This is a genomic window from Campylobacter devanensis, from assembly GCF_002139915.1.
Taxonomy (GTDB): Bacteria; Campylobacterota; Campylobacteria; order Campylobacterales; family Campylobacteraceae; genus Campylobacter; species Campylobacter devanensis.
Window position 1 is genome coordinate 1,142,548 of record NZ_CP018788.1, and the last position, 13,994, is coordinate 1,156,541.

The 13,994-nt window shown below is 34.0% G+C and carries 15 protein-coding genes; 10 read left to right on the forward strand and 5 right to left on the reverse strand.

The genetic code is table 11. The features are described 5' to 3' along the window. Positions 1–8 precede the first annotated feature (8 nt). The 10 genes from prpD (at position 9) to CIGN_RS05725 (ending at position 9,215) form a co-directional block, all read left to right on the forward strand. Positions 9–1,463 carry a 2-methylcitrate dehydratase gene (gene prpD, locus CIGN_RS05680; RefSeq protein ID WP_086226520.1) on the forward strand — a complete coding sequence of 485 codons (1,455 nt, stop codon included), beginning with the start codon at positions 9–11 and terminating at the stop codon, positions 1,461–1,463. 158 nt (positions 1,464–1,621) lie between these two features. After that, positions 1,622–3,484: an RNA polymerase sigma factor RpoD gene (gene rpoD / locus CIGN_RS05685; protein ID WP_086302715.1), complete on the forward strand. Its 1,863-nt coding sequence runs from the start codon at positions 1,622–1,624 to the stop codon at positions 3,482–3,484. 100 nt (positions 3,485–3,584) lie between these two features. Next, on the forward strand, positions 3,585–5,057 hold the full coding sequence (locus CIGN_RS05690) for an amino acid adenylation domain-containing protein (protein ID WP_086302717.1): 1,473 nt from the start codon (positions 3,585–3,587) through the stop codon (positions 5,055–5,057). After that, positions 5,050–5,277, forward strand: a complete 228-nt coding sequence (locus CIGN_RS05695) for a phosphopantetheine-binding protein (protein ID WP_086232383.1) — start codon at positions 5,050–5,052, stop codon at positions 5,275–5,277. Before CIGN_RS05690 ends, CIGN_RS05695 begins: the two co-directional genes overlap by 8 nt. Further along, on the forward strand, positions 5,267–6,004 hold the full coding sequence (locus CIGN_RS05700) for a hypothetical protein (protein WP_086302719.1): 738 nt from the start codon (positions 5,267–5,269) through the stop codon (positions 6,002–6,004). The genes CIGN_RS05695 and CIGN_RS05700 overlap by 11 nt, the downstream gene beginning before the upstream one ends. Beyond that, complete coding sequence (locus tag CIGN_RS05705) at positions 6,001–6,690, forward strand: CDP-alcohol phosphatidyltransferase family protein (RefSeq protein WP_086302721.1); 690 nt, start codon at positions 6,001–6,003, stop codon at positions 6,688–6,690. Before CIGN_RS05700 ends, CIGN_RS05705 begins: the two co-directional genes overlap by 4 nt. Beyond that, a complete protein-coding gene (locus CIGN_RS05710; RefSeq protein ID WP_086302723.1) occupies positions 6,691–7,479 on the forward strand; it encodes an SDR family NAD(P)-dependent oxidoreductase in 789 nt (262 codons plus the stop codon). Positions 7,480–7,494: 15 nt separating this feature from the next. After that, the gene (locus CIGN_RS05715; protein ID WP_086302725.1) at positions 7,495–8,460 is read left to right on the forward strand and encodes a ketoacyl-ACP synthase III; all 966 of its coding nucleotides are present in this window, start codon (positions 7,495–7,497) and stop codon (positions 8,458–8,460) included. A gap of 10 nt (positions 8,461–8,470) precedes the next feature. Further along, positions 8,471–8,683, forward strand: coding sequence for a hypothetical protein (locus tag CIGN_RS05720; protein WP_086232378.1), 213 nt, complete (start codon positions 8,471–8,473; stop codon positions 8,681–8,683). Further along, a complete protein-coding gene (locus tag CIGN_RS05725) occupies positions 8,676–9,215 on the forward strand; it encodes a GNAT family N-acetyltransferase (protein WP_086302727.1) in 540 nt (179 codons plus the stop codon). Before CIGN_RS05720 ends, CIGN_RS05725 begins: the two co-directional genes overlap by 8 nt. A 341-nt stretch (positions 9,216–9,556) precedes the next feature. On the opposite strand, the gene CIGN_RS05730 is transcribed toward CIGN_RS05725, so the two are convergent. The 5 genes from CIGN_RS05730 to groL form a co-directional block, all read right to left on the reverse strand. Further along, positions 9,557–10,261, reverse strand: a complete 705-nt coding sequence (locus CIGN_RS05730; RefSeq protein WP_086302729.1) for a nucleotidyl transferase AbiEii/AbiGii toxin family protein — start codon at positions 10,259–10,261, stop codon at positions 9,557–9,559. Between the two features lie 2 nt (positions 10,262–10,263). Further along, positions 10,264–10,650: a hypothetical protein gene (locus tag CIGN_RS05735; RefSeq protein ID WP_086253714.1), complete on the reverse strand. Its 387-nt coding sequence runs from the start codon at positions 10,648–10,650 to the stop codon at positions 10,264–10,266. A 436-nt stretch (positions 10,651–11,086) separates the two neighbouring features. Continuing rightward, on the reverse strand, positions 11,087–11,515 hold the full coding sequence (locus CIGN_RS05740; RefSeq protein WP_086302731.1) for a hypothetical protein: 429 nt from the start codon (positions 11,513–11,515) through the stop codon (positions 11,087–11,089). 462 nt (positions 11,516–11,977) lie between these two features. After that, entirely contained in the window at positions 11,978–12,238 is a 261-nt protein-coding gene (locus tag CIGN_RS05745) for a hypothetical protein (RefSeq protein ID WP_086302733.1), read from the reverse strand. Between the two features lie 114 nt (positions 12,239–12,352). Beyond that, a complete protein-coding gene (gene groL / locus CIGN_RS05750) occupies positions 12,353–13,990 on the reverse strand; it encodes a chaperonin GroEL (RefSeq protein ID WP_086232376.1) in 1,638 nt (545 codons plus the stop codon). Between the last annotated feature and the right edge of the window lie 4 nt (positions 13,991–13,994).

Here is a 13,994-nt window from a genome sequence, read left to right on the forward strand (position 1 = left end):
GAGACAAAATGAGTAATATGGGAATATTAGAGGCTAAACGCCCTGAATTTGATGAGTTGCTAAGTAAAATCGCAAAGTATGCTGATAGCTTTGAGATAACTAGTGAGTTAGCGTATGAAACGGCTAAATATACTATGATTGATGCCTTAGGATGTGGGATTTTGGCTCTTAAATATCCAGCTTGCGCTAAACTGCTTGGGCCAAGCGTTGAAGGGGCGGAATTTCGCCCATTAGGTAGCAAAATTCCAGGCACTTCATATCAACTTGAGCCGATTCGTGCGGCCTTTAATGTAGGAGCTATGGTAAGATGGCTAGACTATAATGATACTTGGCTAGCGGCTGAATGGGGACATCCAAGCGATAATCTAGGTGCTATTTGGGCGGTGGCTGATTATGTAAGTCGCAAAAATTTATCTCAAGGCAAAGCCCCATTAAAGGTCAAAAGTGTCTTAGAAGCTATGATAAAAGCACACGAAATTCAAGGTATCTTAGCACTTGAAAACTGCTTTAATAAAGTTGGACTAGATCATGTTTTATTAGTTCGTATCGCCTCTACTGCGGTTGCGGCTAAGCTTTTAGGATGTAACTATGATGAAATTCGCAATGCTGTATCAAATGCCTTCATAGATGGTGGTGCTCTAAGAACATATCGCCACGCACCAAATACAGGTAGTCGCAAGAGCTGGGCTGCTGGCGATGCATCTAGTCGTGGGGTGGATCTAGCATTAAAAGCCAAAACAGGCGAAATGGGTTACCCATCAGCTTTAAGTGCGAAATTCTGGGGATTTGAAGATGTCAAAATGAGAGGCCAAAAGCTAGTAATTCCACAAGAATTTGGCTCGTATGTAATGGAGAATGTGCTATTTAAAATTAGCTTCCCAGCTGAATTCCACGCTCAAACAGCAGTTGAGTGTGCTATGGCACTTCATAATGAGGTCAAAGATCGCCTAGATGAGATAGAAAAAATAGTAATCACCACTCAAGAATCAGGCCATAGAATCATAAATAAAACAGGCGAATTAGCTAATCCTGCCGATCGTGACCATTGTATCCAATATATGGTGGCTGTGCCTTTGATATTTGGTAGATTAGTGGCTGATGATTATGAAGATAGCGTAGCCAAAGATCCACGCATCGATGCCCTAAGAGATAAAATGGTAGTAGAAGTAGATCCAAGATACACAAAAGAGTATCTAGATAGCGATAAAAGAAGTATCGCAAACGCAGTTGAAATCTACTATAAAGATGGCACAAAATCCAAAAAAGTAGAAGTAGAATACCCTATCGGCCACAAAAGAAGAAGAGATGAGGGAATTCCGCTATTAAAAGCTAAATTTAAAGCCAATCTAGCTACAAGATTTAGCCCAAAAACTTGCCAAATAATAGAAGATTTAGTAAATAATCAAAAGCTTTTAGAGAGCTATAATTTCAATGAATTTAGCGATCTGTTTTGGCTAGGATAATCTAAAAGCCTAGGAGAGATCCTAGGCTAAATTTAAGCCAAATTCGCAAAATCCACTCTATAATCTTACTTATATTTTATTTTATTAATTTCAAATTTATTTAATCAATTTTTGGGTATAATCCTTGATTTTATTTTGCCTATACAAAGGATATTTTGATGAGTGCAGCCAAAGAGATGTTTGCGCAAATTGAAGAGCTATTTCGTGAAAATGCAAAAAGCTATGTAACATTTGAGCAGTTAGTAAGACTATTTGACAAAGCCCCAACCGCAGGACTGATCAAAAAGATAGAATCCCTAGCTGAATTACACAAAATTCAGCTTATAAGCGCTGTAGAAGCTGCTAAGCAAAAGACCATTCAAGAAGCAAAAAAATCCGCTATAACCGACCCGCAAAAAGCTAGTGAAGCTAATTTAGAGGATGAATTTGACCTAAGTAGCGAGAGCGATCTACTTGAGTGGAGTCGCTCAGATAGCCCTGTTCGTATGTATCTGCGTGAGATGGGACAGATCCCACTTCTTAGTAAAGAAGAGGAAATTGAAATTAGTAAAAAAATCGAACTAGGCGAAGATATTATCATTGATGCATTTTGCTCTGTTCCATATCTAATTGATTTTATCTTAGACTATAAAGAGCCATTAATCAATAGAGAGCGCCGAGTTAAAGAGCTATTTAGAAGCTTTGATGAGGAAGAAGCTGATGAAGAAAATGACGATGATATCGAAGAGGATTACATAGAAGATGATGAGTCAAATGAGACACAAAAACAGCCTAAAAAGCTTGATAAAAGAGCTGAAAAGGTAATAGAAAGTTTCAAAGCATTAGAAAAAGCTAAAAAAGATTGGCTAAAAATCGCTTCAAAACAAAATATCTCTATAGAAAACGAAGTTGATCTAAGTGCAAAACTAAATTTAACATTCAAAAAAAAGGTCTTAAAAGATAAATTAATGGATTTAGGTCCAACTAGCAAATTAATCAATGAGATTGTAAAATCTATTGAAACTGCTTTAAAAAGTGATACTGACTTTGATAAAGAGCTTAAAAGGCTTGAGTATAGACTTCCGATGTTTAGCGCTGAATTAAGAAAAAATCACCAACAAATCTTAAAAGATATCACCAAACTAAGCAAAGAAGATGTAATAGCTAGAGTCCCAGAAGCTACAATGGTATCTACATATATGGAGATCAAAAAGCTATTTCAAACCAAAGAAGCGAGCAAAACCGGCTTTAACCTAGATCCAAAAGATTTAAAAAATATCTTAAATCAGATCAAAAAAGGCAAAAATATCAGCGATGACGCTAAAGCCAAAATGGCAAAATCAAATTTACGCCTAGTTGTCAGCATAGCCAAAAAATATACTAATCGTGGGTTGCCGTTTTTAGATCTTATCCAAGAGGGTAATATAGGCCTTATGAAAGCTGTGGATAAATTCGAGTATAAAAAGGGATTTAAATTCTCCACATACGCCACATGGTGGATAAGACAAGCTATCAGCAGAGCTATCGCTGATCAAGCTAGGACTATTAGAATTCCAATCCATATGATTGAAACTATTAACCGAATTAATAAGATAAATAGAAAATATGTCCAAGAAGAAGGCAAAGAGCCAGATGTTTCAATTATTGCTAAAGAGGTTGGCCTAAGTGTTGACAAGGTCAAACAAGTTATCAAAATCACCAAAGAGCCAATAAGCCTAGAAGCTCCAATAGGTAGCGAAGATGATGGTAAATATGGTGACTTTGTAGAGGATAGAAGCGCATTAAGCCCGATGGAAGCAATATTAAAAGCTGATTTAAAAGAGCAAATTGATGAAGTTTTAGACCAGTTAAATGATAGAGAAAAAGCTGTAATTAGAATGAGATTTGGTCTATTAGATGATGAGAGTGATAGAACTCTTGAAGAGATTGGCAAGGAATTAAATGTAACTAGAGAGCGTGTCAGACAGATTGAAAGCTCAGCAATCAAAAAGCTAAAACACCCAAAAGTTGGTCGCAAACTAAAAAACTATATTGAGGGGTAAATTTGCAAGGGTTATGTGCTTTGAAATTTAAATCACTATGCCAAAAAATTAAATTTAAAGGCTCTACCCCCCCCTATTTTCTGAATTTTAAGGGGAAAATATGCTACACTCAGCTCACAAAATACTAAGCCAAAGCGCTAAGGCCATGCCGCAAAAACTAGCATTTATCACCCCTAGTGACTCTATAACTTATATTAGCCTAGATGAGAAAAGTAGCGCCCTAGCTACACAAATTTTAAATTTAAATATCAATAAATCACCAATTTTAATAATTCTACCAAAGGGAATTGAGGCTATTATTAGCTTTTTTGGAGTGTTAAAAAGTGGTAATTTTTATACTATAATAGATGAAAATATGCCACTTGAGAGAATTGATAAAATAATTCGCACACTCTGCCCTGCTTTGCTTATTACTAGCAAGGATTTAGCGCTAAATTTGGATTTATTAACCATTTTTATTGATGACTTACCAGGTTTTAAACCTGATCAAACCATTCTAAATAGTGTTAAAATTATTGATACAGATTTAGCCTATACGCTATTTACTAGCGGAAGCACTGGCGAGCCAAAGGGCGTTAGTATCAGCCATAAAAGCCTAATAGATTTTACCATTGCTTGTGTGAATGATTTAGCAATCGATGATAGTCATGTAATAGCCAATCAAGCGCCATTTTATTTTGATTTAAGCGTTTTTGATATCTATGTTAATACCTTTGTTGGTGCTACTACTCATATTTTACCAAGCTCTATTTTTGCTTTTCCGCTTAAAGTAGTTGAGTATCTAATCACAAATAGCGTTACTACCATTCTTTGGGTGCCAAGTGTGTTAATATATTTTGCTAATTCTAATGCCCTAAATGGAGCAAATTTATCCCTTAAAATGATAATATCTTGTGGCGAGATGATGCCTACAAAACAGCTAAATTACTGGATAAAATCCATTAAAAATGCTAAATTTTATAATATGTATGGCCCTACTGAAACAACTCTAGCAAGCTCATACTATATGGTTAATAGAGAGCTTAGAGATGATGAAATTTTACCAATTGGCAAGGCTTTTAGTAATACTGAACTTTTAGTCTTTGATGAAAATATGAAACTTATTACTAAACCAAATATAAAAGGTGAGCTATACATTAGAGGTTCAGGGCTAAGCTATGGCTACTATAACGACCCAGTTAAGACAGCTAAGGCTTTTATCCAAAATCCTTTACAAAGTAGCTACGCTGAGCCAATCTATAAAACTGGCGATATCGTAGCATATGATGAACATGGTGATTTGATATATTATGGTAGACAAGATTCGCAAATTAAACTTAACGGCTTTAGAATTGAACTTGGCGAGATTGAGACAGTACTTGGAACACATCCTGATATTTATAGAGTTGCGTGCATTTTTAAAGATTATCAAATCATTGCATTTTATGAGAGTGCTAATGTGATTACAAATTTAAAAGAATTTTTAAAATCAAAACTCCAAGAGTATATGATTCCACGCAAATTTATCTATAAAAATAAATTCAAACTAAATCAAAATGGAAAAATTGACAAGGAAGCGCTAAAAAATGAGTGAAGCTAAAATTTTGTTAAATGAGATTGGTAGAGATGATATTAGTGATGATAGCTCAAATTTATTAGATTGTGGGCTAATTGATAGCATTGATATTATATCCTTAGTTGCTGCTATGGCGGCACGATATGGGAAGGATTTAGATGCAAAGTTTTTAAGTGCAGAGAATTTCCAAAGTATCGCTGCATTAGATAAGATGATAAAAGAGGCATATGGAGTATAAAATGGATTATGAAAAAGAGTATATTTACGCCCCAAAGTGCTATGAGAGTTGCGCTGGGTATTGCTGTGCTGGGTTTACTAATCCAAATTTTAAGCTAATTCGCTCAAATTTCATCGCTTTACCACTTTTTGATATAGAGTATCAAGAGTATCTAAAAGCAGGTGCTATAAATGGCATGGAAGTAGCCAAAAAGAGTGAAAAATTTAAATTAAAAGGCGGACAAACAATAATCCTACACTGGCTTCACTGCGATAAAAAGGGGCTTTGTAATCCTCACGCCAATCGTCCATTAGTTTGCAAGTTATATCCGATCTTACCTAAAGTTAGCCCAAATGGTGAGATTTTAGGATTTTTTAACGGTACGATTTTTGATCTATTCTTTAGTGATAAATCTCATCCTTGTACTCTTATAAGAGAAAATAGACAAGAAACTCAAGATATGCTAAAAGCCAATTTAAAAGATCTTTTAAAAGATCCAAATTATATATTTATATTTATGGTAGCAAATATCGCAGTAGAGCATTTGCAAAACTATATAAAAGCTAAATTTGGCACATATATCATTGATAATATAGCGCCTAATAAGTTAGCTGAGTTTTGGAATGAAGTAGAGATGGCAATGGTGCTTAGACGTGCGTGGAATACGCATGAATTTGCCTTTGATATAGAAAAAACATATAAAAGCGTAGCCCAAATTTGGGGTGAGTTTTTACCAATTGAACCATGAATTTAGATGAAAAACTAAAAAAATCTGAGCGCCTAGAGAGTCGTCCGACTTACTATATAACTGAGTATATTTGGCGAGTTTTGATAATCCAAAGATTTATCTTGCCTCCACTCTTGCATACAGCTATTACGCCAAATTTAATTACAATCTTTGGTATGGCTTGCACTTTGCTAAGCTTTGCTTTGCTTTATAATGGATATAATGTTCTTAGTGGAATTTTTTATATTATTTATAGCTTAGCTGATCATACAGATGGAATGCTTGCTAGGCTTAGGGGACAAAGTAGCACTTTGGGTCATTATATGGACTATGCTAGTGATTATATAGCGTGGTTTGGTTTAATAGTTTTGGCTGGATATTTATATGATATTAATGCTTTTTTAGTGAGTTTTATATGTGTTATTTTACTTTTTCATCAGCAATTTTGTAAGCATTTTATCCATGCTCGTCTAAAAAAGCTTAAAAATATCCACCGATTTGGGTTAAAAAAGTGGCTTTTAGAGCGTGGGTTTTTACTTGGGATTGATGCGAGTTTATTAGCGTGGATTTTAGCCTTTGGGATATTTAGTGGTGAGTTTGAAATTTGCTTTTATATCCTTGGGATGATATATATTTTAGATATCATTTATAGACTTTTTGAGTTAAATTTGAATTTCAAAATACAAAAAAAATTAGGGGGGGGGTAGATGGACTTTAAAGACAAAACCTATATCATAACTGGTGCCACATCAGGTATAGGTAGATGTATAGCTCGTACTCTAGCTAAAAAGGGCGCTAGACTCTTATTGCTTGGTAGGGATATTAAAAGATTAAATTCACTCAAAAATGAACTAAGCTTAATAAGTCAAACCAGTCATAATGTAGCAGTTTTTGACTCTAATAATTTAGATAGTATTGAGAGCGCCGTGGCTGAATTTGCTAGCAAATTTAAATTAAATGGCTTTATTCATAGTGCTGGAGCTCTCAATCCAATGCTACTGCGTGATCTAAATTTAGCCAAAATGCATGAGTTAATAAATATAAATCTATTAACATTTTTTGCGCTTGCAAAATCTGCACTAAGGCATGGTAGATACGCCAAGAGCGACACTAGTATAGTAGCTATTAGCTCTATGGCTGCATTTGGTGCTGAGCCTGGTCTAAGCGTATATAGTGCTAGCAAGGCTGCACTAAATTCAGCTGTACGAAGTTTGGCTAAAGAGTATTCTAAAAAAGGAGTTCGCATAAATGCTGTAGCGCCATTATTTGTCAATACACCAATGTATGAGAGCTTTACTAGCGAATTTATATCTCAAGAAACTCAAAATGAACGATTAAAAGAGATAATGCCACTTGGGTTGATTGAGCCTAAAGAGGTGGCTGATTCGGTTTTGTTTTTGCTTAGTTCTAAAGCTAGTAGAATTACTGGAGAGTGTCTTAAAATCAGCTCAGGGGGGGGGGATTTAGGCTTTGGTAATTCTAAATTTGAGTGTTAAAAAGGAAAGCAATATATGAAAATTGCATACTATCTACCAAATGAGCGTGTAGATAATGAATATTTTGCAACCTTAGCTAATAGCGATGAGTGGAGCTGCGAACAAATTTATAAAAAATCTGGTATCTTAAGCCGCCACAAAGCCGCTAATGATGAGCTAACTAGCGACCTAGCTGCTAAAGCTGCTTTGAATTTAAGTAAAGAGTATGATATAGACCTTAGCGATATAGATACGCTATTGCTTTGCACTCAATCTCCTGAGTATCTACAGCCAGCAACTGTCTATCTGCTTCATCATAAGCTAAATTTACCTAAAACAACAAACGCTATGGAGATAAATATAGCGTGTAGTGGCTACATTCATGGTCTATTAGTGGCTAAATCATTAATACTATCTAATAGCGCTAAAAAAGTATTACTATGTACAGCTGATATGTGTTTTAAAATGTTTGAGCATAGCGATATGGCTCAAAGGATACTCTTTGGTGATGGAGCTAGTGCTACGATAATTGATGAGAGTAACGCTCATAAAATTGCTCGGGTGATTAGCGGTACAGATGGGAGTGGATTTTTTAGTATGTATAAACACCATGGAGGTTATGCTAGTCCATTTAATGGGCAAGATCCAAAAGATATAGCCCTAACAATGAATGGCCCTGAGGTTTTTTTATTCACTATTAGAGAGGTACCAAATTTAGTTAGGCAAACTCTAAAAGCAAATAATTTAAACAGTGATGATATTGACTTTTTTGTCTTTCATCAAGCAAATTTATTAATTTTAGAAGCCATTACTAAATCGCTTAAACTTGAGCGCTCAAAGGTAATTTTTGATATAGAAAATATAGGTAACACATCATCATCAAGTGTGCCAATTGCCCTAAAAAGAGCCATAGAAAATGGCACTATAAAACCAAGCCATAAAGTTCTAATAGCTGGTTTTGGCATTGGGCTTGCATGGAGTGCTACAGTAATAGAGATCTAAAAGGATAAAAATGGATACAAAAATAGCAAAATTTAAAGATGTAATAGAATGTGATGAGACTCTAACACCGCAAACCCCGCTAGACTCCATAGCCGAGTGGGACTCAATGGGTAAGATTAGTACAATTGTAATGTTGGCTGATGATTATGGTTATACGCTTACATTTGATGAGTTAAAAAAACTAAGTATTGTTGGTGATATTTTGGATTTGATGAATGAGTGAATTTAATAGATATGGCGTCAAAATCGAAAAATTAAAGCTAAAAGATATAGAGATTTTGCGAAGTTGGAGAAATGACCCTAAAATCGCTAAATTAATGCTAAGCCAAAATGGTACACACATCACCAAAGAAGAGCAATTAAAATGGTTTAACTCTATCCAAAATCAGCCAAATTCGCTATATTACATGGCTTTTGTGGGTGGCGTGGCTATTGGGTATTTTTGTTTTCAGCAAATTGATTGGCAAGCTCACACGGCAATACCAGGCGAAATCATCTCTATGCCACAGTACCTAGACGAAGCTAGAATCACGCTTGGGGCATACTACGCTATTTATGATATGGGCTTTGAAAATTTAGGTCTTAAAAAGCTAAAAGCATATTGCAAACTAGAAAACAAACGAGCCATCCGTATGGCAAGATTGCTAAATTTTCAAACCACTCACACAGATAATCAATGCATATATTTTGAGCTTGACAAAGATGATTACTACCAAATGCGAGATAGCCTGATAGCTAAACTTGGTTTAGCGTGATTAGGATTGGCGCGAGGATTAATTTTATAATTTTTGCGCTTTTAAATGCTATATTATTTTGATTAAAAATCTTATGGTAATCATCCATATATCCAAAAATATAAAAAGACGAAGTTTTATCTAAAGCCATAGGGGGGGGTTGTATTTCCCCACTTTCGTGGGGCAAGGCTAATAAGCCTTGACAACAATTATACAAAGTAGTATAATTATCGCAAATACAAATTTTAGCATTTTATTCTTTCTCCTTTCTATGGAGACAGAATTTGCCGTAGGGGTTCCAGCCCTATGGCATATCCCCATAACGAAATTATATCATTATAATCTTCTAATTTATCTTAAATTTAGCGTTGTCTGTGCTTATCTCTTTTCCTATTAGAGCTATCAGATATAATCAAAGTTTCGATTTGATTTAAAATATCTTGTGCGTATCCATCTGTGATATTAATCTCATATTTGCTTATTAGCTTATGATTTAATATCTCATCTTTTAGTAGCAAATTTAACTCATCTTCTCCAGAATAAATAATCTTTTCTCTTATACTAAACAGAGTATTTTCTTTAAAATAATGCGGATATTCTTTTAATAAATATCCTAAATCAAAAAAATCTCTAATCTTGTCTCTACCACTAAACGCAATAGCTTTCATCTCTATAAGATCTTCTATACAATATACATTTACATTATCAAATTTATTATATTTTAATCTATTTGAATTTAATAGTGATTTATTTCTACTGCTAATTTCAATTTTTAAAGGATATTTGCCTAGATGCGAAACAGAGCCATAATCAATCATAAATCTAAAAACCATATCAGTATCTTTTTTGATGCTAATGTTCCACTTATTAAAGTCTTTACATTGTTTTAGCCTATTAATACAATTCATATTGCTAGTCAAACAATCAAAATCCAAATCCTCAGAATATCTATTTAAGCCATAATACAAGCTTAAAGCCGTTCCACCTTTTAGAATAAATTTATCTCCAAAATATGGAAGTATATTTTTAATGAAATCTATTCTTTCTTGTTGATACTCTTCTAGCATTATTATTCTTTGTCAGCAAAATAAAGCTTTGTAAGCTCATATTTCATAAAATCATCGACTTCTTTATTAAAATTTATAGACTTTAAATAGCCAAAAAGCTCTTTTTCATCTTCATCATCCAAGTAGTCTCTAACGCAGTTTTTCAAGCCAGTGAATTCTTTCATATAGACCAAATCAGCAATAGCCCTTGCGAAACTAGCTACATATTCATCTCTATTAAGCATAGGTATGAAGCGTTTTTTTATACCTTTATTTCCTAGAATTTCATTATATTTATATTTTTTTACATTATCTTTATTACTTAAAAAGCAAAGTGGATGCCAATCTGCCACCAAGCCTTTTTCATTTGGGATATTCAAAGCTTCCCAACCAGATATATACTCTTTCATTTTAATTTCTTACTAAAATATATCTTCCGCAAATAAACTTTCGCTTCGCCATTAGGGCGTAAGTTTTTAGTGTTGTGATTTTCGTTTTTTGCTTTGTTTATATGCTTTATAGCTAACAAACGCAAATAATACGATAGTTATGGCTAAAATAAGATTTTGACCAGCCATTGCTACTCCTTTTTTTCTAATTTTATACAAATCCACATAATCCCAACACTTAATGTTGTGATTAAAAAAGATTGTATCGTAAAAACGCCATTTAGTAAGGCGAAACTTCCATTAACAAATAAGCCTAAGCCTATGTTTTTAATTAGCTCATTCATTTTTGTATTTTAGCATAAATCCATCGCACACATTATATATGGCTAACTTTTCTCCATTCAAGCCATCATAAAATTTGGTGTGCTTTACTTTGCAATTTGTAAAATCAATCATTCTAAAATATACCTTTTCCGAGTTCAACCGCACCAAGACAAATCAATGTTATCCAAAGAGACAAAATAAAAAACGCCCAAAATCTTGCGTATCCATAAATATAATCAACAAGGTCGTCTCCAAGCCATTTCTTTACTTTACGAGTAATGCCAATCTTATGAAATATCCAAAGCGGAAGAAGAACAAATAATGGAATAAACATCATAGGCACAGCCATTATATAAGGTATAATATTTTTATGGACAACTCCATATTTGACAAGAATTGTCAATAATATAAAAACCGCAAATGGGGCAATCATCCAAAATATTTTAGGTTTAAAACCTTTTTTCCAAAAATTTTTTCTAGTATCTCTTTCAAATTCACTAGTCCGAACTCCAAATTCTGCTATCTTCATAACTCTTCTCTGTTTATCGTGCATATCTTCCATTCCGATACTCCTTTAATTTAATTAATAAAATTATAACTAAAATAATAGCAAAATATACTAAAAATCAGAATAAAATTATTAAATTAATGATTTTATTAATCTAATAATCATTAATCAATGAACATTTTTAAGTTTGATAAAACCTTAAAAACAAGTAACCAAGAAAATATATAAACAACCGCCATAAACGCACAAAACACCCCTTAAAATCCGAAAAAAGAGAAAAACAATATAATCTATCACAAAAAAATCAAAAGCTCTTAAAACTCAATTTTGTGATAATTAAAGATATTGATATATATAAATTGAATTTTTAGAAAGAAAAAAAGCTTAAACAAAATTTTTATGAAAATAAGAGTTGTAATACATTAAAGATAATATATTTTTATATATGAATTAAAAAACAAAAGATTGAAGTCATATTTATGAATTCTAACTTTAATCAATACTCTGCTAAATCCGTTATCTAAAGACAAGATATAAACTTTCAATATAACTATAAATAAAAACAAGAGTATAAAATACAACTATATAATATGTAATTTCTACAATCTTATTTTTCATTTTAAGAAATTTACCATAATTATAATCAGTATTTTTTATAGTTTCAGAACTCTCATATTCCAAAACAAAAAATGTATTATATATATAATAAATAGCAAGAGGAGCAACCAAAATACCCAAAATACTAAAAATAAGAAAAAATACAAAAAAAGCTGCCATATCCCAATTCTCCTTTAATTTATTAGAATAATTATAACCAAAAAATCCTTAGCTTGGAAATTTAAAATTCCCAAGCTTTGAGATTAGAATTATAAAATTCTAGATTTTAAGGGCTTACATCATACCGCCCATTCCACCCATACCGCCCATATCAGGCATTGCTGGCATAGCTGGTTTATCCTCTTTGATTTCGCTTACTGTAGCTTCTGTAGTAAGTAGCAAGCTAGCTACGCTAACAGCATTTTGAAGTGCTATGCGCTCTACCTTAACAGGGTCTATGATACCAGCTTCAAACATATCTACATACTCTCCGCTAGCAGCGTTAAATCCGTAATTTGCCTTATCAGCACTGCTTACTGCGTGAGCTACCACACCAGCATCAAATCCAGCATTTTCAGCGATTTGGCGAAGTGGAGCAAACAAAGCACGCTTGACGATATCAGCGCCGATTAGCTCATCACCTTTTAAATTCAAATCTACTTTATTTCCAGCCTTAATCAAAGCAGCACCGCCGCCTATCACGATGCCCTCTTCTACTGCTGCTTTAGTAGCGTTTAGAGCGTCATCTACTCTATCCTTTTTCTCTTTCATTTCAGTTTCAGTAGCGGCTCCGACTTTGATAACTGCTACACCACCGCTTAATTTGGCCAATCTTTCTTGAAGTTTTTCTTTGTCATAGTCGCTTGTAGTTTCAGCTATTTGAGCTTTGATTTGGCTGATTCTAGCATCTATCGCCTCTTTTGAGCCAGCGCCATTTACGATTGTAGTGTTATCTTTGTCGATTACTACTCTATCAGCTTGACCTAGATCATTTAAGCTAGCACTCTCCAAAGTTCTACCTAGCTCTTCGCTAATTACTTCGCCACCGGTTAAAATAGCAATATCTTCTAGCATAGCTTTTCTTCTATCACCAAAGCCAGGTGCTTTAACTGCTGAGATATTTAGCACGCCACGAAGTTTATTGACAACTAAAGTTGCTAAAGCTTCGCCCTCTATATCTTCGGCGATGATTAGTAGAGGTTTGCCTGTTTTTTGGATTTGCTCTAAAACTGGTAAAAGATCTTTTAAATTTGATATTTTTTTATCAAATAATAGTATAAATGGGCTGCTTAGCTCAACTTGCATTTTCTCTGCATTTGTGATGAAATATGGGCTTAGATAGCCTCTATCAAACTGCATACCCTCAACTACATTTAACTCATCATTGATTGATTTAGCCTCTTCAACTGTGATAACTCCATCTTTGCCTACTTTTTCCATAGCTTCGGCTATTAGATCACCAACGCTTGTGTCGCTATTAGCTGAGATTGTGGCTACTTGAGCGATCTCTTTTTTGCCTTCTACTTTTTTAGATGCGTTTTTAAGCTCGTTTATCACCGCAGTAGCGAATTTATCCATACCTCTTTTTACTTCGATTGGATTTGCTCCAGCTGTGATATTTCTTAAACCTTCTTTAAATATAGCATGAGCCAAAACAGTAGCTGTAGTAGTGCCATCGCCGGCTTCATCGTTGGTTTTGCTAGCTACTTCTCTTACTAGGCCTGCGCCCATATTTTCTATAGTATCAGCTAGTTCAATCTCTTTAGCTACGCTAACGCCATCTTTTGTTATTGTTGGTGCGCCAAAACTTTTTTGTAAAAGCACATTGCGACCTCTTGGACCCATTGTTACTTTAACCGCATCGCTTAATTTTTTAACACCATTATATAGTCTATTTCTAGCATCATCTGCAAATATAATCTCTTTTGCCATTTTC